Origin of the sequence: Umezawaea beigongshangensis, from assembly GCF_016464305.1 — a bacterium.
Lineage (GTDB): Bacteria > Actinomycetota > Actinomycetes > Mycobacteriales > Pseudonocardiaceae > Umezawaea_A > Umezawaea_A beigongshangensis.
Genome location: NZ_JAEIOJ010000003.1, coordinates 196,879 through 217,580, shown reverse-complemented (window position 1 = coordinate 217,580; position 20,702 = coordinate 196,879). Strand labels below are relative to the sequence as shown.

The window sequence follows — 20,702 nt, the reverse complement described above, 5'->3', positions numbered from 1 at the left end:
GCTACACCGCCACGCGGACACCCCGCCCCGGTCGTTGTCCGGGGCGGGGGAACCGCGGAGGTCGCGGGCGTCGGTGTCGTGGCCGGACGTCCGTCGGTTCAGTTCTGGGCCAGGTCCACGAAGCGGCTGTAGTGCAGCTGGTGGGCCACGGTGATCGTCGCCGTCGGACCGGCGCGGTGCTTGGCGATGATCAGGTCCGCCTCACCGGCGCGCGGGTCGTCGCGCTCCCACGCGTCGGGGCGGTTGATCAGGATGACCATGTCGGCGTCCTGCTCCAGCGAGCCGGACTCGCGCAGGTCGGAGAGCTGCGGACGCTTGTCCGTGCGCTGTTCCGGACCGCGGTTCAGCTGACTGATCGCGATGACCGGGACCTCCAGCTCCTTCGCGATCAGCTTCAGGTTCCGGGAGAACTCGGAGACCTCCTGCTGCCGGGACTCGGTGCGCTTGCCCGACGACATCAGCTGGAGGTAGTCGACGACGACGAGCTTCAGGTCGTGCCGCTGCTTGAGCCGCCGCGCCTTCGCCCTGATCTCCATCATCGTCAGGTTCGGCGAGTCGTCGACGAACATCGGCGCCTCGCTGATCTCGCTCATCCGGCGGGCGAGGCGCGTCCAGTCGTCGTCGCTCATCCGGCCACCGCGCATGTCGCCCAGGCGGATCTTGGCCTCGGCGGACAGCATGCGCATGACGATCTCGGTGCGGCTCATCTCCAGGGAGAAGATGGCGCTGGTCATGCCGTGCTTCACCGAGCACGACCTGGCGAAGTCCAGGCCCAGCGTGGAGTTGTGCGTCGGGACGGCCGACTCGCCCGCCAGGTACAGGTGGTCGCAGTTGTCGACCTGCACGCACCGCACCGGCACGCTCGTCACCGGTCGCACGGCCACGATCTCCACGACCTCGCGGCCGGTCAGCTCGACCACGTGCTCGTCGTCCGCCTCCGTGACCCGGCCGGTGAGGTCGAGCGTCGCGGCGAGCTGGGCGACGTCGCGGGCGAGGCGGGGGAAGCGCGTTCCCAGCAGCCGGCCGTCCGCCGCGGCGAGCAGGCCGTCCAGCAGCGCGCGCCGCTGGGCCCGGCTCGCGCGCAGGTACCGCACCGGCACGTGCGGCTCGTCCAGCACGCCCAGCTCCTTGGCCACGAGCACCCTGGTGCGCTCGTCGCTCCCGGCGTCGAGCCGGGCCACGATCTCCGGGCGGTCGCGCCACCACGTCGTGTTCAGCTCGGCGGCGTCGGCGAGCAGGACGCCCAGCGCGTACGGCTCCAGCGGCAGGTCGGCGGCGGGCAGGTCCCACGACGAGCTGAGGCGCACCGAGTGCCGGGCCGGACTGCGGTGCAGCTGCTCGGTGGTGCGGATCGCCCAGAAGCCGCCGGTGGCGCTGCGGGACTGGGTGAGCCACTGGTGCTGCGCGTCGGCGGTGATCGTGGTGCCGTCGGAGAAGTCGACCTCGAAGCACGGGCGGCCGGTCATGACCTCCGTGGCGGCGACCACGCGGGTCGGCCTGCCGTCGGCGCCGATCAGGCGGTCGCCGACCCGGACCTCCCCCATCGTGGTCCAGCCGTCCGGCGTGGGCAGCGGGGTGTCGAGCGCCAGCGCCTTGCCGACACCGGGACGGGCCGCGACGATGATCATCTGGCCGGGGTGCAGGCCGTTGGTCAGCTCGTCGAGGTCGGTGAAGCCGGTGGGGATGCCCAGCGATGAGCCGCCGCGCGAGGCGATGGCGTCGATCTCGTCCATCGTGGGCTGGAGGAGCTCCTCCAGGATCACGTAGTCCTCTGTGGTGCGGCGCTCGGTCACCTCGTAGATGGCCGACTGCGCGCGGTCGACGACCTCGTCGACGTCGGCGCCCTCGGCGCCGTTGTAGCCGAGCTGCACGATGCGCGTCCCGGCCTCGACGAGGCGGCGCAGCACCGCCTTCTCGGCGACGATCTCCGCGTAGTACCCGGCGTTCGCCGCCGTGGGCACGGTCGCGATCAGCGTGTGCAGGTAGGGGGCTCCGCCGATGCGCAGCAGCTCGCCCTTGCGCTCCAGCTCGGCGGACACGGTGATCGGGTCGGCCGGCTCGCCCCGCCCGTACAGGTCGAGGATGCAGTCGTAGATCGCCTGGTGCGCGGGACGGTAGAAGTCCGTCGGCGCGAGGGCCTCCAGCACGTCGGCGATGGCGTCCTTGCTGAGCAGCATGCCGCCCAGCACGGACTGCTCCGCCGCGAGGTCCTGCGGTGGCTGCCGCTCGAACCCGGGTTCCGCCGTTCCCCGGTCGTCCACCAGCGCCACCGCGCCCTCACCTCCACACCGTCGAACTCCTGGTTCCGCGCGTCTCGTGTTTCTACTCCGCACCCCCGACAGTTCCGGGTGCGGACGACGAGCGGCGTGCTGTGAAGCGGACGCTAGAGGCCCTCGTCCGGGCCGGGCAAACCGTCCTGGGGACAGGCCGGTGGACAAGCTGTGGATGGTTGGCCAGACCTGACCACAACCCCCTGCGATCATGGGGACAACTTGTGGACAACTGGAGAGGGTGGGGAAGTCTTCCCAGGTCAGATGCTGTGGACAACCTGTGGAAAAACTTGTGGGGGAATGCCCCGGCGTGTCGTGTGCAACCGGCCCTTCGGCGTGTCGCGGAGCGGGTGTCACACAGGTCTGTCCACAGGCGCGACCCGTCCGGAAGCACCGCGGACGAACGAAGCGCCGTCCGGCCGGATCAACCGGTCGAACGGCGCTTCGGGAGTGCTCGTGCCGTGGTGCGGGAGTGCTAGCCCGCGGCGGTCACGGTCACGGGAACGGACACGGTGACCTCCGGGTGGAGCCGGACGTTCACGGTGTGCTTGCCCGTGGTCTTGATGTGACCGGCCAGCTCGACGGCGCGCTTGTCGAGCGTCGGGCCACCGGCGGAGCGCACGGCGGACACCACGTCGGACGTGGTGACGGAGCCGAACAGCTTGCCGGAACCGCCCGCGGCCTTGGCCTTGAGCGAGATGGAGCCGAGGCCCTCCAGAGCGGCCTTGATCTCCTTCGCGTGGTCCAGGTCGCGGACCCGACGGGTCTCCTGGGCACGACGGATGACCTGGACCTGCTTCTCGGCGCCCCTGGTGGCCACGATGGCCAGGCCGCGCGGGAGCAGGTAGTTGCGGCCGTAGCCGTCCTTGACCTCGACGATGTCTCCGGGGCCGCCGAGGCCGCTCACGTCAGCGGTGAGGATGAGCTTCATGATTCTGGGCTCCTGCTCAGCGGGCGGTCGAGGTGTAGGGCAGCAGCGCCATCTCGCGAGCGTTCTTGACGGCCACGGCGACGTCGCGCTGGTGCTGGCTGCAGTTTCCGGTCACCCGGCGGGCGCGGATCTTGCCCCGGTCCGAGATGTACTTCCGGAGCAGGGTGGTGTCCTTGTAGTCGATCAGGCTCGCGCTCTTGTCCTTGCAGAAGGCGCAGACCTTCTTCTTGGGCTTGCGCACAGGCGGCTTGGCCATGTGGTTACTCCTGTGTTGACGCAGTGGATTCGTCTGGATGACCGGTGCGCGGTCTTAGAAGGGGGGCTCGTCGGCGAAACCGCCGCCGGAACCCGCTGCGGGCGCGGAGCCCCACGGGTCGTCGGCGGGAGCGGCACCGCGGGAGTTGCCGGACTGACCGCCGCCGCCGAAGCCGCCGCCGCCGCCCTCACCCCCGCCACGGCTCACCTTGTTGACCTTGGCGGTCGCGTAGCGCAGCGAGGGGCCGATCTCGTCGACCTCCAGCTCCACGACGGTGCGCTTCTCGCCTTCCTTCGTCTCGAAGGAACGCTGGCGCAGCCGCCCGCTCACGATGACTCGCGAACCGCGCGTGAGCGTCTCGGCCACGTTCTCCGCGACCTGGCGCCACACGTTGCACCGCAGGAAGAGCGCTTCCCCGTCCTTCCACTCGCCGCTCTGGCGGTCGAAGGTCCGAGGCGTCGAGGCGACCGTGAAGCTCGCCACCGCCGCACCGGACTGGGTGAAGCGCAGTTCGGGATCGGCCGTCAGGTTTCCGACAACCGTGATCGTCGTCTCACCAGCCATGGTGTTCCGAACTCCCCGGCTCAGGCGGCCTTGGTGGTGGCCTTGGGGGCCTTCGGGGGCTCGCGGCGCAGGACCTTCGTCCGCAGCACCGACTCGTTCAGACCGAGCTGGCGGTCCAGCTCCTTCACCGCGTCGGGAGTCGAGATCAGGTCGAGGACGGCGTAGATGCCCTCGGCGCTCTTGTTGATCTCGAAGCTCAGCCGGCGCTTGCCCCAGACCTCGACCTTCTCCACGTTTCCGCCACTGGTGCGGATCACGTTGAGGAACGTGTCGAGGGACGGGGCGACCGTGCGCTCGTCGAGAGCGGGGTCGAGGATGACCATAACTTCGTAATGACGCATGAGGACCACTCACCTCCTGTGGACTCGCGGCCACGGGCTTTCCGTGGCAGGAGGGTCGTCGCGTCAGCAACCTGTCCAGAGTAACAGCGCGCGAGCAGCACATCCGAATCGCACCGGTCGAGCCCTCGGCGGGGACTGTGTCACGTCCCACCGACAACCCCGCGGGCCGACCCCCGCCGAGGCCGTGGACCCGGTGGGTGTACGGGTGTTCAGGCCGGGCGGACGCCCGCGCGGCGCAGCGCCCAGGTGCGGACCAGCGCGCCCGTCACGCAGGACAGCGCCAGCACGGCCAGCAGCAGCGGTGCGCCGACCCCGCCGGCGGAACCGCCGAGGCGGGGCAGCGCCTGCGCGCGACCGGCGGTCTGCACGCCGTCGGCGTCGTCCGCGCCGAGCACGTCGTAGCCGGGGGAGTAGCCGGGCACCTGGCCGCCGTAGCGCACACCCGGTGACGGGGCGTAGCCGCCGGGCGCGGCGAACGGCAGCGACCCGTAGCTGAACATCGCGACGCGCCCGAAGTTGCCGCTGCTGATCCGGCCCACCGGGTACAGGCCGAAGGAGGCCGGGCCCAGGCCGCCCACCGGGGTGAAGCCGCCCTGGGCGGTGCCGCCGACCTGGTTCGCGCCACCGGTCGGCTGCTCGCCGGTGCCGACGCCGGGCCGCGTGCCGGGAGCGGTCCCCGGCCGCGTCTCCGGCTGCGGGCCCGGCTGGCCCGCCGGAGGCCGCGCGAGGCCGGGCAGCGCCTGCGCGGCGATGCTCTGCGAGGTGTCGGCCAGGTCCCGCGCGCCGTCCTGCACGGGCGCGACGGCCGAGCCGACGGCCGTGACGGTGATGCCGCAGCCCGCGCTCAGGGTCTGCTGCACGCTCGTCGCGAGCGCGCCGACGACCGGCCCCAGCAGGGGCATCTCGCGCAGCTTCGCGACGACCGCGTTCGCGATGTCGGCGCCGTGCACGTGCCCGGTGCCGGTGGGCACCGAGCCGACCGGGATCGGGGGCAGCGCGGCGAACGCCCGCCCGAACGGCTCGGCCAGCGGCGGACCGAGCAGCGGAACGGCCCTGACCAGGTCGCTCACCGGCTGGAGCACGGCCGAGGTGGCCAGCGACACCGGCTGACCGGGCTCCCCCTGGACCGACGTGCGGCAGTTCCCGACGACGATCGGCTCGGCGGCCCCGGCGGACCCCGCCCCGGCCGTCGCCCCGACGAGACCGACCGAGACCACCACGGCCACCGCGCCCGCCAGCCGTGCGCCCCTGGTCCGCATCGCGTCCTCCCCGTCCCGCCGGTGTTCCTACCTCCGAGCAACGAGCGCGGGTCCGCGAGGTGACGCGGGTCATGCCGAGAATTCGCGCTCCTCGCCCGACGTTCCTCCGCGGACGTCCCCCAGCAGGCCGTCGGGGGCGACGACTACCCTCGTGGACATGCGCATCGGGGCCCACGTCCGCGACGACGACCCGCTCGGCGCCGCGGCCGCCCGCGGAGCGGACGTCGTCCAGTTCTTCCTGTCGGATCCTCAGGGGTGGAAGGCGCCGCAACCGCACCCGCGGGCCGAGGCGCTGCTCGCATCGGACCTGGCCGTCTTCGTGCACGCGCCGTACGTCATCAACGTGGCGTCGCCGAACAACCGCATCCGCATCCCGTCCCGCAAGGCCGTGGCCGTGCAGGCCGAGGCCGCCGCGGCGATCGGCGCCGAGGGGCTGATCGTGCACGGCGGCCACGTCACCAAGGACGACGACCCGGCCGACGGCTTCGCCAACTGGCGCAAGCTCTTCGAGCGCCAGGCGGCCTCCGGCGGGTTCGGCGTGCCCGTGCTGATCGAGAACACCGCGGGCGGCGAGCACGCCATGGCGCGGAAGTTCGACGCCATCGCGCGGCTGTGGGACCAGGTGGGCGACTTCGGCGCCGGGTTCTGCCTCGACACCTGCCACGCGTTCGCCGCCGGTGAGGACCTGGTGGACGCCGTGGAGCGGATCAGGGCCATCACCGGCCGCATCGACCTGGTCCACCTGAACAACTCGCGGGACGAGTTCGGCTCCTCCCGCGACCGCCACGCGAACATCGCGACCGGCACCATCGACCCCGACGTGCTCGCCGCGGTGGTCACCGCGGCGGACGCGCCGGTGGTCGTCGAGACACCCGACGAGGGTCAGGCGGCCGACATCGCGTTCCTGCGCGAGCACGTCGGCCGGTGACCGCGGTGAAGACCGAAGCGGAGATCGCGGTGCCCGACGACGCCCGAGCGCCGTCCACGCGGGCGAGCGCCCGCTTCGGACGCGGCGCGCTGGCGCTGCTGGTCCTGCTGTGCGGTCTCACCCTGCTGATCGGGTTCGCGAACAAGGACCGCTGCACGGGGCCGCAGTTCGACCAGTGGGGCCGCAGCCAGCCCGACTACGAGCAGCGCAACAAGCAGGAGGTCTGCTACTCGGACATCCAGCACCTGTGGATCGGCCGCGACGTCGACCGCCACGTCTTCCCGTACGTGCACGGCGGGATCGACGACAACGGTGTCCTCGTCGGCGGCACCGTGGAGTACCCGGTCCTCACCGGCGTGATGATCTGGGCCGGCGCGATCTTCGCCTCGGACGACGCGGCGTTCCTGCTGTTCAGCTCGCTGATCATGACCCCGTTCGGGCTGGCGACGGCGTGGCTGCTGGGCACGCTGTCGCGCTGGCGGGCGCTGCTGTGGGCGATCGGCCCCCCGCTCGTGCTGTACGCGTTCCACAACTGGGACCTGCCGGTCGTGCTGTGCGCCGTGGCCGCCGTGTACGTGCTGCACCGCGGCTGGGGCCGCCGGGGCGCCGACCGGCCGCTGATCGACCGCGCCGTGGTGTCCTCGGTGCTGCTGGGCCTCGGGTTCGCGTTCAAGCTCTACCCGGCGATCTTCGTGCTACCGCTGATGCTCTACGTCCTCACCGGCGGTCCCGGCGGTCGCCACCTGCCCGAGGGCAAGCGGTTCGACGTCGCGGGCGCGGTCAGGGTCGCCGTGGTGTCGATGCTGACGGTCGTCGTGGTGAACCTGCCGTTCGCGGTGCTGGGCTACGACGGCTGGCGGGCCTCGTTCACGTTCCAGCAGCTGCGCCGGGTGGACATCACCACCAACTCCGTCTGGTACTGGGGCCTGCGTCCGGCGATGACCGAGGACGCCATGCAGTCCTTCGCCGGGGTGCTGTCCCCGGTGCTGGTCGTGGCCTCGTTCGTGCTGGCCGCGTGGCTGGGCTGGCGTCGCTACCAGCGCGAGGGCACGTACCCGTGGGTCGCGGTGTCCGCGGCCATGCTGTGCGGGTTCATGCTCCTGCACAAGGTCCACTCGCCGCAGTACACGCTGTGGCTGGTGCCGATGTTCGTGCTGCTGCGCATCCCGCTGACCTGGGCGTTCGTCTACTTCCTCGCCGACCTGGCGATGGGCATCGGCATCTTCCGCTGGTACTACGCGATCGAGTTCGGCGAGAAGGCCAGCATCTACGACAGCTTCTCCGCGCAGGCCGTGATGATCGGCGTGTGGGGGAGGGCCGCGCTGCTCGTGGCGCTGTTCTTCGTGTTCCTGAAGGCGCGCTCCACGGCGGACGACGCCGTGGAGCCCGGTGCGCCACCGCGCCGCAGGCCGGCCGCGGTCGCCGGAACGAGCTGACCCGGCCCGCTACTCGCCCGCGGTGGCGGTGGCGGTGACCGGTGCCCGGTGCCGCGGCGTCGAGCCGCGCAGCGTCCGCACGTCGGGGGCACCGTCGAACGAGCCACCGGCGGGGTCGTCGTCGCCCGCGCGCCGGACCAGGTCCAGGTCCGGCCGGTAGATCTCCCGCACGATCAGCGCGCACAGACCGATCACGGCCAGGTCGCGCACCACCACCGTGCCGAGGAACCAGTCCGCGGGCAGACCCTTGTCGTCGACGCCGAGGTAGTAGAACATCCGCGGCACCCACACCAGCGCGTCGATCGTCATCCACGCCAGCAGCAGCTTCCAGCGCGGCAGCGCGAGCACGGCGAGCGGCACCAGCCACAGCGAGTACTGCGGGCTCCACACCTTGTTGGTCAGCAGGAACGCCGCCACCAGGAGGAAGGCGAGCTGCGCGAACCGCGGCCGGGTCGGCGCCGACACGGCCACCCAGCCGATGACCAGGCACAGCACGGCGAACAGCACCGCGCTCACCGTGTTCAGCACCTCCGGCGCCTGCCCCGGCGCGAGTCCGGGGTCGAAGCCGGGCCAGCCGGTGAAGTGCGAGACCACGTTGTAGAGCGAGTCGGGGTCGGCGTTGCGCTCGGTGTTGAGCCGGAAGAACTCGCGCCAGCCCGGCTGGTACACCAGCGCGATCGGCAGGTTCACCGCGATCCACGTGCCGACCGCGGCCAGCAGCGTCCGCAGGCCGTCGCTCAGCCGGTCGGAGCGCCAGCACAGCAGCAGGAGCGGACCGAGCAGGAACAGCGGGTACAGCTTCGCCGCGCCGCCCAGTCCGAGGAGCACCCCGGCCAGCACGGGCCTGCGCCGCGCCCAGGCCAGCATGCCGCCGGTGGCGAACGCCGTGGCGAGCGTGTCGAAGTTCGTGAACGCGTGCACGACCACCAGCGGCGACAGGGCGACGATCGCCGCGTCCCACACCCGGCGCCGCGCGATGCGCGCCACCGCCCACGCCGTGACGAGCCAGGCCAGCCCGAGCCACAGCGCCGTGATGTCGAAGTACACGATGACCGTCATCGCCGTGGGCAGCCAGCCGCTGCTGGCGATCTGGACCCAGCCCTGGGCGAGCTTGGCGTTGAACCACTGGAACATGCCGGTGAGCACCGGGTACTCCATGTACCTGACGTGCTCGGTCGGCTTGCCCTGGTCGTCGATCCACGACGTGCGGTACGGGAACGTGTCGGGCTGGTCGAGCCGCTCGGCGGTGTAGAGCGGCACCGTGTCGGAGTAGCAGAGCGCGGTGAACTGCTTGTTGCCGCGCCAGTCGAGCTGCACGACACCGTTGGCGTCGGTGTACTGCTGGACGCACGGCGACTTCTGCAACCACCCGAGGGCCAGCACCACCAGCGTCAGCAGCAGCACGACCCGCATCGGCGACCAGAACCAGTGCCGGCCGATCACGGCGTGTCTGCCCAGCGGTCCGCCGAACGGACGGCTGGCGTGCTTGGCGAGCGACTCGGTCCACGTGGGCACGACCCGCTCGCCCGGGCCGAGCGAGTCGGTGTCGTGGACCGACGACTGGTCGGCCGACTTGTGCGCCGCTGGCGTCTCCGAAGGGCTGGACACCCGCCGGATGCTACGGGGCGCGCGGTGGGGCGGTGGTCAACCGGGCCGCGTCGCGGGCGGGAGTGCCGCTCGCGCTCCCGCCCGCGACGGTCGGCGCAGACGCGTGAACTCGTCCCGTGGCGCAGGTCGCGACACGGATCGCGCTGTGTGGCCCGTGAAGGAGCCCGATCGTCGCAGCGGTGGATCTCTCGACCGGTGGCGCGCTTCTGAGCACCGCGCCGTTCGTGCAGAAGTGCAGGAGGCCCGGCACCAACGGTGCCGGGCCTCCTGCGGAGCGAGCGGTCAGCCGCCTTCTCCGATGCTGTTCTGCTGCCCGTTGTTCGTCTGCGTCTGGCACTGCTGCAGTGGACGGCACCTCGTCGTCGGGGCCGCCGAGGAGGTGGAGGTCTCCTCCTCGTCGTCGTCACCGCGGGTGGGCGGGGACGGCTGCTGCTGGCTCGACGGAGGCTTCTTGTCGTCGTCCTTGTCCTTCTTCCTGGACGAGGTGGTCGGCCTGGGCTGGGTGGGCGTCGGGTCGGCGAACTTGCCGATCGGCTTGCCCTTGGTGAACTTCTCCACCGGCGTGCCGGCGAGCGTCTTGTCCATGAACTTCTGCCAGATCTGGCCCGGCAGGCCGCTGCCGAAGATCGGCTTGCCGGCTGCGTTGCGGATGGCCTGGAGCTCGTCCGTGCCGACCCACACCGACGCCGACAGCGAGGGGGTGTAGCCGACCATCCACGCCTTCGAGTTCTCGATCGTGCTGCCCGCGAGCTCGTGCGTGCCGGTCTTGCCGGCGCACTCGCGGTTGGCCGCGCAGGGGATCTTCGAGTTGGCCGGGATGCCCTTGAGCGACTCGGTGACGTTGTAGGCGATGTCCTTGCTCTTCTCCGGGTCGGCGTCGAACGCGACCGTCGCCCGGTCCTCGTGCTGGAAGACCAGGCCGACCGGGCTCTCGATCTTCTCGATGAAGTACGGCTCGCGCCGCACGCCGTCCGCCGCGAACGTCGCGTACGCCGCCGCCATGTCGAACGGCCGGACCACGGTCGTGCCGCCGCCGATCGCGATGTTGCCGTCCGGGACGCCGCCGTCCGCTCCGACCAGGAGCTTCTTGCCGTTCGCCGCCTCGGGGATGCCCGCCTGGTGCGCGGCGTTCGCCACGGCCTGGGTGCCGACGCGGTTGACCGCCATGTCGGTGAACACGGTGTTGACCGACTTCAGCATCGCCTGGCGCACGGTGCAGGGGTCGACGCACGTGACACCGGCGGCGTTGTTGACCTTGACTTCGCCGAACTGCCGGCCCGAGCTGCCGTCGTAGACCTCGCCGAGGCCCTCGCCCTTCTGCAGCGCTGCCACCAGGTCGAACGGCTTGAACGACGAGCCGGGCTCCTGGAGCACGCCCCTGGCGTAGTCCAGTCCGGTGCCGTCCCGGCCCGCCCAGTAGGCCACCACGCCACCGGTGCGCGGGTTGATCGCGCTCAGGGACGTGCGCAGCTGCTCGGGCTCGCCCGACATGACCTCGTCCACCGCCTGCTCGGCCGCCGTCTGGGCCTTCGGGTCGATGGTCGTGTAGATCTTCAGGCCGTCCTTCTGCGCCCTCTCGGCGCTGATCCCGATTCCCTTCTCGGGATCTTCCATCTCGTCGTAGATCTGGGTCTGGATGTAGGCCCTGGTGCCGTCCAGGCCGTACGGGTTGCCCTCGACGAGTTCCACCGGCGTGGGGTACTGGGCGTTCGCGCGGTCCTCGGCCGAGATCCAGCCGTTCTTCTCCAGCTCGCCCATCACGTAGGTCCAGCGGCTCTTCGCGTACTCGGAGTCCTCCGAGTTGCCGGGGTTCTGGATGAGGCCCGCCAGCAGCGCGGCCTCGGAGTGGGAGAGGTCGGCGAGAGGCTTCTTGAAGAAGACGTCCGACGCCGCCTGGATGCCGTAGGCGCCGCGCCCGAAGTAGATGGTGTTCAGGTAGGCGGTGAGGATCTCCGCCTTGCTCTGCTGCTTGTTCATCTTGTAGGCCGTGACGACCTCGGTGAACTTGCGGCTGAGCGTGCCCTGGTCGTTGTCGGTGGCCTGCTTGACGTACTGCTGCGTCAGACCGGAACCACCGCTGTCGCCACCGGTGACCTGGATCTTCACCGCGCGCAGGATCGCCCTGGCGTCGAAGCCGGGGTTCGTCTCGAACGACGAGTCCTCCGCCGCGAACACGGCCTTCTTCACCGGATCGGTGAGGTCCTCGTACTCGATCGGGGAGCGGTTCGCGCCGGGCGGCGCGACCTTCGCCATCTCCTCGCCGGTCGAGTAGTAGAGCGTGACGACCTTGTTCTGGTCGGCCGCCACCAGCGCGGGGTTCGGGACGTCGACGATCTGGTAGGCGATGGCGAACGCCACGACCGGTCCGAGGACCATCAGGCCCGCGAGCACGTACCCGGTGCGCCGCACACGACGCCAGATCCTCTTCTTGCGCACGGCGCTCTCGTCCGGATCGGGGTGACCACCGTTGTGATGACCACCGTCGTGATGACCACCGTCGTGGTGAGCCCGCTGGTCGCCCCGGCCCTCGGTGTGGAAGTCCTGGACCTGCTCACCGGGCTCGCGGTGCGTCAGCAGGTCGGGTTCGCGCTTGGTCTGCGGCTGGCCGACCGGCGCGATGAACTCGGTCGCCTCCTCCGAGGAGTTGCGGCGCTGGGCGGGGGCCGAGGGGCCTCCGGGGCGACGCGGTCCACCGGGACCGGAGGGGCCGCCGGACACGGGCGGACGGCCACCGGCCGGTGACGCGGCACCCGCTCCCGCGGCACCGAGCGCGCCTGCTCCGAGGGCGCCGGCCACGTCACCGGACCTGCGCGCACCGGCGGGCGGGGTGTGGGGACGCTGGCCGGACGCGCCGTTCACGGGCGTCTTCGCCGTCTGCGGGGGCGGGGGCAGGTCGGACGGCGCGATCTTGGGCACGACGACGGTGTCGTCGGACTTCGCGCCGTTCGTGCCCGCCCGGCGGGCTCCGGGCACCCGGAGCTGCTCGGTGTTCTGCTCGGCGGGGGTCACCGGTGCCTGGGCTGCCGGTGCCTGCGCTGCGGGTGCCTGCGCTGTCGGTGCCTGGGCTGCCGACGATCGGGCTGCCGAGAGCTCAGCCGCCGAGATCTTGGCCGTCGGGGGCTGCCCGGTCGGGGACGTGGCCGCCGGGGACGTGGCCGTCGGGGACGTGGCCGCCGGGGACGTGGCCGCCGGGGGCTGCGCGATCGGAACGGGCATCACCGAGGTGGGAGCCGCAGGCGGTTCGCCGGGGGCGGAACCCGGCTTCGCCGGACGCGAGCCGGACGCGGGCGCCGGGGTTCCACCCGGTGGCGTGCTCGGCGGGGTGGACCCGCCGGGCGGCCGGGCGGCGGCCTCCCGTCCCGGCCCGTCGTCCTGGTCGTCCCACAGGGGGCTCCAGAAGCCGGTTCGTTCCTCCGGCTGATTCCGAGCTCCGGAGCGCGTGGGGCGCGAGTCGCCGTCGGGGTCCTCACCCGTCGGCCACTGCGGCTCCCCGCCACGGTGCCTGTCGTCATGCTGGTCGTTCACGAAATGGCCTCCCGGACCGGCGCGCGGCAGCGCGCGGTGAGGTGGTCGAACGTCGCGGGTGGCGTCGTTCGCGACGCCGGCGAGCGGAGCGTCCTCACTCCGCCGCGGTCCTCCTGCGCGGCTTGTCGGCGTTCACGCCGCGCTTTCCCAGGACGTACGACTGCACCAGGTGGTTCCAACTGCATGTGCGGCAAACCTCAACAACGTAGACGGTGAACTCATCGAAGTGGTTCGCCATCCGTGCGAGTTCCTCGGCGGTGCGCGCCGAACCAGCGGCGTGCTTGAGCTCGTCACCGTAGACCCACGACACCTGGGTGAGCGGCTCCTTGCGGCAGACCGGGCACGTCACGTCGCTCGGCTGGCCGTGGAACTTCGCAGCTCGCAACAGGTACGGGCTGGCGTCGCACACCTCCGTGGTGCCGACCCGACCCGCGTGGACCTCCGCGAGCAGCGCTCTGCGCTGCAACGCGTAGTCGACGACCTGCCGTTGGTCCAACACGCGACCAGCGTACGTGGCGTGCGTGCCGGACCGATGGGCCGTTCAGGGCAGCATGCCCCGACCGGGTATAGGGGTGTGCGACATCCCACAACGACAGGGGGCGGCCGATGTATCGGGCCGATATAGTGACCACACCCATCGGCTTACGTGCGGGGAGGTGATCTCGTGCTCGAACTCGCAATCCTCGGCCTGCTGCACGAGGCTCCGATGCACGGCTACGAGCTGCGCAAGCGGCTCCACGAGCTGCTGGGCGCGTTCCGGGCGTTCTCGTTCGGGACGCTCTACCCGACTCTGCGACGGCTCCAGCGCGAGGGCCTGATCGTGGAGCGGGAGCCGGAGGAGGTCGCTCCCGCGTGGGGGCGGCGCGCGAAGAAGGTCTACGGGCTCACCGTCGAGGGCAAGGAGCGGTTCGCCGACCTGCTCGCCGACGCGGGCCCCCAGACCTGGGACGACGACTCCTTCGGGGTTCACCTCGCCTTCTTCTCCCGCACGCCGGCCGAGATCAGGATGCGCATCCTGGAGGGCCGGCGGAGGCGCGTGGAGGAACGGCGGGAGGGGCTGCGCACGACCCTGTCCGACACCGGTGAGCGGATCGACCGCTACACGCGCGAGCTGCACCGGTTGGGGCTGGAGACGTCCGAGCGCGAGGTGCGCTGGCTCAACGAGCTGATCGCGCACGAGCAGGCCGAACAGCGGGAGAAGGACGCATGACGTCGGATCCCACGAGCACAACGACCGAAGAACCAGAAGGAGGACTCGGCATGGGCGCGAATCGCCGCACCGTACGGGTGGCCATTGTCGGGGTTGGCAACTGCGCGGCGTCGCTGGTGCAGGGCGTGCAGTACTACCGCGACGCCGACGCCAGCACCAGGGTGCCCGGCTTGATGCACGTCCAGTTCGGCGACTACCACGTGCGGGACGTCGAGTTCGTCGCGGCGTTCGACGTCGACGCGAAGAAGGTCGGCCAGGACCTCGCGGACGCCATCGGCGCCAGCGAGAACAACACGATCAAGATCGCGGACGTGCCGCCGCTGGGCGTGACCGTGCAGCGGGGCCACACCTTCGACGGTCTGGGCAAGTTCTACCGCGAGACGATCGAGGAGTCCGACGCCGAGCCGGTGGACGTCGTCGCCGCCCTGCGCGAGGCCGAGGTCGACGTGCTGGTGTCCTACCTGCCGGTGGGCTCGGAGGAGGCCGACCGCTTCTACGCGCAGGCCGCGATCGACGCGGGCGTGGGCTTCGTCAACGCCCTGCCGGTGTTCATCGCCTCCGACCCGGAGTGGGCGGAGAAGTTCCGCGCGGCCGGCGTGCCGATCGTCGGCGACGACATCAAGTCGCAGGTCGGCGCGACCATCACGCACCGCGTGCTGGCGAAGCTCTTCGAGGACCGCGGCGTCCAGCTCGACCGCACCATGCAGCTCAACGTGGGCGGCAACATGGACTTCCTCAACATGAAGGAACTGGAGCGCCTGGAGTCGAAGAAGGTCTCCAAGACGCAGTCCGTCACCTCGCAGATCGACCGCGACCTGGGCAAGCGCAACATCCACATCGGACCGTCGGACTACGTGGCGTGGCTCGACGACCGCAAGTGGGCCTACGTGCGCCTGGAGGGCCGCGCGTTCGGCGACGTGCCGCTGAACCTGGAGTACAAGCTGGAGGTCTGGGACTCGCCCAACTCCGCCGGCATCATCATCGACGCCGTCCGCGCGGCGAAGATCGCCCTGGACCGGAGCATCGGCGGCCCGATCCTGTCGGCGTCCTCGTACTTCATGAAGTCCCCGCCGGAGCAGTACGACGACAGCACGGCGCGCGACGCCGTGGAGGCGTTCATCCGCGGTGACGTGGAGCGCTGACCCGGACGCGCGAACGGCCCGCGGCACGCGCCGCGGGCCGTTCGCGCGTGATCAGGCCCTGCCCTGCACGGCGGCCGGGAGGTTCGTCAGGTCGCTGAGGACGGCCACCCGCGCGAGCACGGTCGGGTCCGGCGGGAAGTGCGGGTTGGGGACGGCGAACACGGTCATCCCCGCCGCGAGCGCCGAGCGCAGGCCGTTGGTGGAGTCCTCCACCGCCGCGCACCGCGTCGGGTCCACGTCCAGCTCGCGCGCCGCCGCCAGGTACACGTCCGGCGCGGGCTTGCCCGCTCCCGCCTGCTCGCTCGACAGCGCGACCCGCACGACGTCGGTCAGCCCCGTCGCCTCCAGGAACGCCCGGATCAGCGCCGGTGGCGACGAACTCGCGATGGCCACCGGGCACAGCTCCGCGACCCCGCGGACGGTGTCCACCGCGCCGGGCAGCACCGGCGGCCCGGCCTCGTAGCGCCGGGTCATCTCGGCCACCACGCCGGAGGCCACCTCCTCGGGCGACAGCCGCACGCCGACCTGCTCCACGAGGTAGGAGGCCCACTCCGGCGTGCTCATGCCCTGCATCGCCCTGGTCGAGTCGGGCAGCCACGTGCCGCCGTGCTCGGCCGCGAACGCCTGCCGCACCTCGTCCCAGATCCGCTCGGAGTCCACGAGCACACCGTCGAGGTCGAACACCACCGCTTCGAACGCGTCCACCCCACGACCGTACCCGCGACGCGTTGCGCTCGGGGAACCCGAGCAGCACGTCAGGACGGCCGAGCGAAGTCCGGCGGGCGCCCCGAGGACGTCGGCCGGAGATCGCCGCGACCGCGGAGGGCAGCGCTCGTGGCGACGCTCATCGGGCCCGGCAGGTCCTGAGGTAGCTGAGGAACGACGCCTGCAGGCCGGTCACGTGTGTTTCGCGCAGGACCGCACTGGTGACGGTTCCGCCGCGCGAGGTGAGGCGGTGCAGGACGGTGGCCGTGTTCTTCGTGATGTTCTGGTAGACGGCCAGGTCGCCGAGCAGCTCTCGCTCGTTGAGGGTCACGTGCAGCTTGGTGGCGTGCTGCCTGTCGCCCACCTCCTGGAGCTGGGCGAAGATCTGACTGTCCTCACCGGTGACGCCGGGGCTGCCCGCTCCGATGCTCTCGAAGAGCGTGTTGCCGGTGAGCCAGGTGTAGAGGCTGAAGAGGCCGCCGTAGGAGTAGCCGAAGAGGCCGTGGCCGCTCGTGGCCGTGCCGTGGTCGCGTTCGATCCGCGGGTGCAGTTCCGCGGTGAGGAAGCGCAGGAACGCGTCGGCGCGGGTGTCGCGCAGTTCGGCGAGGTAGGCGTCGGCTTCCTCGCGTGTCCTCGCGCCCGCTCGAACTCCCGCCTCGACGGCGTCGACGACCTCCTCGGCGAGGGGCTCACCGGGGGGCACGAGATCTCGGTTGCGCAGCCGGTCCCAGTGCTGTGCGTCCTCGCCCGCGTAGCCGACGCTGACCTGGACGTAGGGCTGTATCCGCTGCACGGGGTCCACCTGGGTGACGATGAGCGGAGCCGTCAAGCCCACGGCCCAGTTGCCGTCGAGCACGTACACGGCAGGCGCTCGCGTCGTGGCGGGGTCGTAGCCCGGTGGCGTGGTGACCCAGACGCCGTAGTCGCGCCCGCCGCTGGAGCGCATCTCGAAGTAGTCGGTGTCGGCGAGGCAGCCGTGCCACATGGTGCTCATCGGAGGTCCTTCACAACACGTCCGGCTCGGACGACGAGTACGGCGTTGACGGGTCGGCGGAGAGCTTCGGATCTTCGAACGGGTTGCCACCGTGGTCGAAGCGCTGTGTTGCCGTCAGTCTTTTCCAATGGATAAACTGTGGGAGTGGCCTTGTCAAGCACGGAACGCACCGGCGACGCGCGCGAGCGTCTCCTGGCGCGGCTTCTCGACACCTTCGGCGAGGCCCTTCCCCCACCGGGGGTGTCGCTCCGCGAGATCGCCGCCCGGACCGGGACCAGCCACGCCCTCCTGCGGTACCACTTCGGGTCGCTCTCGGGCGTGTTGGCGGCCGTGCTCGGGGCGCAGCGATCTCGGGACAACGAGGCGCTCGTCGAGGCCGCCCAGCAGAGCACCTTCGACGACCTCGTCGTGGCGATCTGGCGGACCTACACCCGACCCGAGCAGCTGTCGCGCGTCCGCGGCTTCTTCCACGTCGTGGGTCTGGCCGCGTACGACCCGGAGAGCTTTCGCGAGTTCATCGACTCGCTCGGCGACCTGACCGGGGTTCTGGCCTCGCTCGCGGAACGCGAGGGGGTCGACGCCGAGGAAGCGCTGACCACGGCCTCCGTCACCATCGCCGCGATCCGTGGCCTGCTCCTCCAGGAGGTCCTGACCCCGGCGGCCCACTCGGAGGACGCGGTCGCCCTGATCCTGCGCATGAGAGGTGGCCAACCCGTTCCACGGACACGTCCCGGGCCTTGAGCAGGCAGTGCTGCGATGCGGTGTCAGCGCATCGGCACCGGGGTCGCCGGGGCGCGGCGGGCGATCGAGGAGTGCTTCCGCATCGCGAAGAAGGGCACCCCGGACCGACCTCGACGGGCTGATCCCGTCGCCGGGCAACGAGCTCCACCCCTGATCGCCGAGTGTCGTCGCAGTACTAGTCCAGCAGCACGAACACGGCGACTAACGCCGACGTCAGCGCCACCAGCGTGATGACGTAGATCTTCCACTTCGGGATCTCGTACGCCGCGCCTTTCACTTCCTCGTTCTGTGCTGCGGCCTCTTCCCACGCTATGTTCTTCACCACCTCGCCCCGCAGTGCCACCAGTGCCCCCAGGAAGCCGAGCATGGCGCTGCAGTGAGCCTTTTTCATCGTGACGTCGCAGGTCACGGCTCAGACTGAGCGGTGGGAGCGCGGTGGGCGAGGCTCCCGGTAAGACAGCAGTCGACCAAGATCCGATGCCCCAACCGGGAGCCTCGCCGTGCTGTCTTACCCTGCCGCGATTCCGCTGTCTAACCACACCCTCGTCCGCCTGGGCGATCTCATCCGCGCCGAGCGCGTGCGACGTCGATCGCGCTGGCGGCGTCTCGATCCCGGCCGCCAAGCGCTGCTCGTACTCGCCCATCTGCGCAATGGCGACACCCACGCCCGCCTGGCCGCCGGGTTCGGCATCTCCCGCAGCACCGCCTGGCGCTACGTCCGGGAAGCGGTGGACCTCCTCGCCGGTCTGACCGACGATCTCCACGCCGTCGGTGGACGTGTCGCCCGCCTGGCCTACGCGATCCTGGACGGCACGCTGGTCCCGATCGACCGCGTCGCCGACCAGAAGCCGTATTACTCGGGCAAGCACCATCGCCACGGCGTCAACGTCCAAGTCCTCGCCGACCCGGCGGGTCGGCTGGTGTGGGCCTCGGCGGCACTGCCCGGGGCCGTGCACGACCTGACCGCGGCCCGCACACACGGCCTGGTCGAAATGCTGACCGCCCACGAGGTCACGACGTTCGCCGACAAGGCGTACCAAGGTGCGGGCGGAACGGTGCGCACTCCGTTCAAGCGCCACGCCGCACGACCACGGCTGTCACACGGTCAGAAGGCGGTCAACCGTGCTCACGCCCGCATCCGTGCCCTCGGCGAACGCGCCGTGTCACTGCTCAAAGGCTGGAAAGTCCTGGCCAAGCTGCGCTGCTGCCCACGCCGAGCCACCGCGATCGTCGCCGCCGTCCTCGTCCTGCACCACGTCGAGACCCGCCGCCAACCACGATGAAAAAGGCTCAGTACATGACCAGGGATTCGATCGCGGCGTGATCTCCGTGCACGGTACCCGCCAAAGCGCCCCAGCCGGCCAGCGGAATCAGCACGCCGTACAGAGCGGCCTTCAGGTTTCTGGTGAGGTAGTACATCGCCAGGGGCGTCAGTGCGGCGACGGCGCCTGCGACCATCCACCACTGTGCGACGGTCAAGTGGTGAGCGAGCATCATGCTTCGACTCCCGTTCTTCCTCGCCCACCGGGCTTCGTCGTGCCTCAGCAGGTGGGTGGCCCCCATCCTAATGTCCGCTTTCACGCGGACCTGCCACCTCCAATTCGGCCGACGGGAGGGACGGCTTTGTCGGGTGAGCTGCGCAGGTGGTGGAGAAGCGCAGCCCGCACGATGGCCGTGAGACGTTCCGGGGCGGCTCGTCGCTGCCGTTCTGCCGGTTCTGGTGGCCGAATCACTCGGCAGAGCAATGAACGCCGAGGTTTCCTCAGGGGTTGCCGGTCGGTTCGTCGTGTGATCTGCGCACGACCGAGTCGGTGCTCCTCGGCGACGCAGGGCTCGTCGACGCCCTGCGCGTCGCAGCGCGGCCGGGCGCGGCAGATCGCCTCCGGCGGAACGAGTTCCCGGTCAGCCACGTCGGATCGGTGCGAGCGACGCGCCGAGTTCCACCGCTCGGGAATCTCACCGCTGCACGGCACGGAAAAACGGTCGGCCGACAAAAGGGCACCATTTCCTGCCTCGGGGGCACGTCGGGGTCTGACGAGGCCTTATTGTCACCGACGTCGCCGACCCCGAGCAGTCGTGCCGCACGCCACGGGTGGAGCCACGCCTCGGGCAGTGCGAACGCGGCGGGGCGACCGACAGCGAAATCCGTGCCCATCCCGTGAAGGAACGTCATGCGCTTCAGCCCGTCACTCGTGCTCGCCCGGACCCTGGAGGGCGCGCTCATCCTGCTCGGCGTTCCGATCTGCCTCTCCGAAGACATCTCGTGGATCACGATCTGGGACCTGTTCGCCGTCGTCTACCTGGCCGTCCGCATCACCCGCCTGCGGAGGGCCAAGCGGGTGAGCGACGACCAGGGCGCGTGGGTCCGGGCCGCGCTCGGCCGCCGCGTCGGCACCCTGTTCACCCTGATCACCAGCATCATCGGGATCACGGCTGGCCTGACCATCGTGCTCACCGACAAGGGCGACACCACGGAGGTGCTGGCCAAGCTCGTCGCCGTGCCCGCCGTCCTGCTGGCGTGGGCGATCCTGCACTTCGGCTACGCCGAGCGCTACGCCCAGGCGTACTACGCCGCCCTGCCGGAGAAGCTGCTGGTGTTCCCCAACACCGAGCACCCGTCGTTCATCGACTTCACGTACTTCTCGTTCACCGTGGGCACGACGTTCGCGGTGTCCGACGTCGAGTCCCGGACCTCCGGCATCCGGCTGCGCATCCTGGCGCACGGCGTGCTCTCGTTCATCTACAACACCGCCACGCTCGGCATCGCGGTCGGCGTGATCAGCGGGAACTGA

Annotated in this window: 21 protein-coding genes; 8 read left to right on the top strand and 13 right to left on the bottom strand. The window is 70.8% G+C overall.

Annotated elements, in window-relative coordinates:
- Positions 1-98 precede the first annotated feature (98 nt).
- The 6 genes from dnaB to IMZ35_RS09190 all read right to left on the bottom strand — a co-directional run bounded on the left by dnaB (position 99) and on the right by IMZ35_RS09190 (position 5,621).
- Positions 99-2,483, bottom strand: coding sequence for a replicative DNA helicase (gene dnaB, locus IMZ35_RS09215; RefSeq protein WP_267877088.1), 2,385 nt, complete (start codon positions 2,481-2,483; stop codon positions 99-101).
- Between the two features lie 262 nt (positions 2,484-2,745).
- Entirely contained in the window at positions 2,746-3,201 is a 456-nt protein-coding gene (gene rplI, locus IMZ35_RS09210; RefSeq protein WP_199440564.1) for a 50S ribosomal protein L9, read from the bottom strand.
- A 16-nt stretch (positions 3,202-3,217) separates the two neighbouring features.
- Positions 3,218-3,457, bottom strand: coding sequence for a 30S ribosomal protein S18 (gene rpsR / locus IMZ35_RS09205; protein WP_199440563.1), 240 nt, complete (start codon positions 3,455-3,457; stop codon positions 3,218-3,220).
- 54 nt (positions 3,458-3,511) lie between these two features.
- Positions 3,512-4,021 carry a single-stranded DNA-binding protein gene (locus tag IMZ35_RS09200; protein WP_199440562.1) on the bottom strand — a complete coding sequence of 170 codons (510 nt, stop codon included), beginning with the start codon at positions 4,019-4,021 and terminating at the stop codon, positions 3,512-3,514.
- Positions 4,022-4,041: 20 nt separating this feature from the next.
- Positions 4,042-4,362: a 30S ribosomal protein S6 gene (gene rpsF, locus IMZ35_RS09195; RefSeq protein ID WP_199440561.1), complete on the bottom strand. Its 321-nt coding sequence runs from the start codon at positions 4,360-4,362 to the stop codon at positions 4,042-4,044.
- Positions 4,363-4,571: 209 nt separating this feature from the next.
- The gene (locus IMZ35_RS09190; protein ID WP_199440560.1) at positions 4,572-5,621 is read right to left on the bottom strand and encodes a hypothetical protein; all 1,050 of its coding nucleotides are present in this window, start codon (positions 5,619-5,621) and stop codon (positions 4,572-4,574) included.
- A gap of 157 nt (positions 5,622-5,778) precedes the next feature.
- Here IMZ35_RS09190 and IMZ35_RS09185 point away from each other — a divergent pair, with 157 nt between their 5' ends.
- Both IMZ35_RS09185 and IMZ35_RS09180 read left to right on the top strand, forming a co-directional pair.
- Positions 5,779-6,549, top strand: a complete 771-nt coding sequence (locus IMZ35_RS09185) for a deoxyribonuclease IV (protein WP_199440559.1) — start codon at positions 5,779-5,781, stop codon at positions 6,547-6,549.
- A gap of 29 nt (positions 6,550-6,578) precedes the next feature.
- The gene (locus IMZ35_RS09180; protein WP_438816861.1) at positions 6,579-7,985 is read left to right on the top strand and encodes a glycosyltransferase family 87 protein; all 1,407 of its coding nucleotides are present in this window, start codon (positions 6,579-6,581) and stop codon (positions 7,983-7,985) included.
- A gap of 9 nt (positions 7,986-7,994) precedes the next feature.
- Here IMZ35_RS09180 and IMZ35_RS09175 read toward each other — a convergent pair whose 3' ends face one another.
- Positions 7,995-9,593: a glycosyltransferase family 87 protein gene (locus IMZ35_RS09175; RefSeq protein ID WP_199440558.1), complete on the bottom strand. Its 1,599-nt coding sequence runs from the start codon at positions 9,591-9,593 to the stop codon at positions 7,995-7,997.
- 282 nt (positions 9,594-9,875) lie between these two features.
- On the bottom strand, positions 9,876-12,602 hold the full coding sequence (locus tag IMZ35_RS09170) for a transglycosylase domain-containing protein (RefSeq protein WP_199440557.1): 2,727 nt from the start codon (positions 12,600-12,602) through the stop codon (positions 9,876-9,878).
- A gap of 127 nt (positions 12,603-12,729) precedes the next feature.
- Here IMZ35_RS09170 and IMZ35_RS09165 point away from each other — a divergent pair, with 127 nt between their 5' ends.
- Positions 12,730-13,014, top strand: coding sequence for a hypothetical protein (locus IMZ35_RS09165; protein WP_199440556.1), 285 nt, complete (start codon positions 12,730-12,732; stop codon positions 13,012-13,014).
- 198 nt (positions 13,015-13,212) lie between these two features.
- Here the strand turns inward: IMZ35_RS09165 and IMZ35_RS09160 are convergent, their stop codons facing one another.
- Positions 13,213-13,617 (bottom strand): DUF5318 domain-containing protein, encoded by a 405-nt coding sequence (locus tag IMZ35_RS09160; protein WP_199440555.1) that lies wholly within the window; start codon positions 13,615-13,617, stop codon positions 13,213-13,215.
- Positions 13,618-13,782: 165 nt separating this feature from the next.
- On the opposite strand from IMZ35_RS09160, the gene IMZ35_RS09155 reads away from it, so the two are divergent.
- Entirely contained in the window at positions 13,783-14,328 is a 546-nt protein-coding gene (locus IMZ35_RS09155; protein ID WP_199440554.1) for a PadR family transcriptional regulator, read from the top strand.
- 50 nt (positions 14,329-14,378) lie between these two features.
- Positions 14,379-15,470 (top strand): inositol-3-phosphate synthase, encoded by a 1,092-nt coding sequence (locus tag IMZ35_RS09150; protein ID WP_199440553.1) that lies wholly within the window; start codon positions 14,379-14,381, stop codon positions 15,468-15,470.
- 51 nt (positions 15,471-15,521) lie between these two features.
- On the opposite strand, the gene IMZ35_RS09145 is transcribed toward IMZ35_RS09150, so the two are convergent.
- Entirely contained in the window at positions 15,522-16,175 is a 654-nt protein-coding gene (locus IMZ35_RS09145) for an HAD family hydrolase (RefSeq protein ID WP_307867879.1), read from the bottom strand.
- A 139-nt stretch (positions 16,176-16,314) separates the two neighbouring features.
- Entirely contained in the window at positions 16,315-17,169 is an 855-nt protein-coding gene (locus IMZ35_RS09140; RefSeq protein WP_199440552.1) for an alpha/beta hydrolase, read from the bottom strand.
- 144 nt (positions 17,170-17,313) lie between these two features.
- On the opposite strand from IMZ35_RS09140, the gene IMZ35_RS09135 reads away from it, so the two are divergent.
- On the top strand, positions 17,314-17,910 hold the full coding sequence (locus tag IMZ35_RS09135; protein ID WP_199440551.1) for a TetR/AcrR family transcriptional regulator: 597 nt from the start codon (positions 17,314-17,316) through the stop codon (positions 17,908-17,910).
- A gap of 175 nt (positions 17,911-18,085) precedes the next feature.
- Here the strand turns inward: IMZ35_RS09135 and IMZ35_RS09130 are convergent, their stop codons facing one another.
- Positions 18,086-18,319, bottom strand: a complete 234-nt coding sequence (locus IMZ35_RS09130; protein WP_199440550.1) for a hypothetical protein — start codon at positions 18,317-18,319, stop codon at positions 18,086-18,088.
- Positions 18,320-18,410: 91 nt separating this feature from the next.
- Between IMZ35_RS09130 and IMZ35_RS09125 the strand changes: the two genes are divergently transcribed.
- Positions 18,411-19,193, top strand: a complete 783-nt coding sequence (locus tag IMZ35_RS09125; RefSeq protein ID WP_199440549.1) for a transposase family protein — start codon at positions 18,411-18,413, stop codon at positions 19,191-19,193.
- A gap of 7 nt (positions 19,194-19,200) precedes the next feature.
- Here IMZ35_RS09125 and IMZ35_RS09120 read toward each other — a convergent pair whose 3' ends face one another.
- Positions 19,201-19,407, bottom strand: a complete 207-nt coding sequence (locus IMZ35_RS09120; RefSeq protein ID WP_199440548.1) for a hypothetical protein — start codon at positions 19,405-19,407, stop codon at positions 19,201-19,203.
- 674 nt (positions 19,408-20,081) lie between these two features.
- Between IMZ35_RS09120 and IMZ35_RS09115 the strand changes: the two genes are divergently transcribed.
- The gene (locus tag IMZ35_RS09115; RefSeq protein ID WP_199440547.1) at positions 20,082-20,702 is read left to right on the top strand and encodes a DUF1345 domain-containing protein; all 621 of its coding nucleotides are present in this window, start codon (positions 20,082-20,084) and stop codon (positions 20,700-20,702) included.

What these genes read in the sequence shown, in the direction of transcription:
- dnaB (WP_267877088.1), bottom strand. Translation starts at nt 2,483, where the DNA reads ATGATCGCAGGGGGTTGTGGTCAGGTCTGGCCAACCATCCACAGCTTG.
- rplI (WP_199440564.1), bottom strand. Translation starts at nt 3,201, where the DNA reads ATGAAGCTCATCCTCACCGCTGACGTGAGCGGCCTCGGCGGCCCCGGA.
- rpsR (WP_199440563.1), bottom strand. Translation starts at nt 3,457, where the DNA reads ATGGCCAAGCCGCCTGTGCGCAAGCCCAAGAAGAAGGTCTGCGCCTTC.
- IMZ35_RS09200 (WP_199440562.1), bottom strand. Translation starts at nt 4,021, where the DNA reads ATGGCTGGTGAGACGACGATCACGGTTGTCGGAAACCTGACGGCCGAT.
- rpsF (WP_199440561.1), bottom strand. Translation starts at nt 4,362, where the DNA reads ATGCGTCATTACGAAGTTATGGTCATCCTCGACCCCGCTCTCGACGAG.
- IMZ35_RS09190 (WP_199440560.1), bottom strand. Translation starts at nt 5,621, where the DNA reads ATGCGGACCAGGGGCGCACGGCTGGCGGGCGCGGTGGCCGTGGTGGTC.
- IMZ35_RS09185 (WP_199440559.1), top strand. Translation starts at nt 5,779, where the DNA reads ATGCGCATCGGGGCCCACGTCCGCGACGACGACCCGCTCGGCGCCGCG.
- IMZ35_RS09150 (WP_199440553.1), top strand. Translation starts at nt 14,379, where the DNA reads ATGGGCGCGAATCGCCGCACCGTACGGGTGGCCATTGTCGGGGTTGGC.
- IMZ35_RS09140 (WP_199440552.1), bottom strand. Translation starts at nt 17,169, where the DNA reads ATGAGCACCATGTGGCACGGCTGCCTCGCCGACACCGACTACTTCGAG.
- IMZ35_RS09120 (WP_199440548.1), bottom strand. Translation starts at nt 19,407, where the DNA reads ATGATGCTCGCTCACCACTTGACCGTCGCACAGTGGTGGATGGTCGCA.
- IMZ35_RS09115 (WP_199440547.1), top strand. Translation starts at nt 20,082, where the DNA reads ATGCGCTTCAGCCCGTCACTCGTGCTCGCCCGGACCCTGGAGGGCGCG.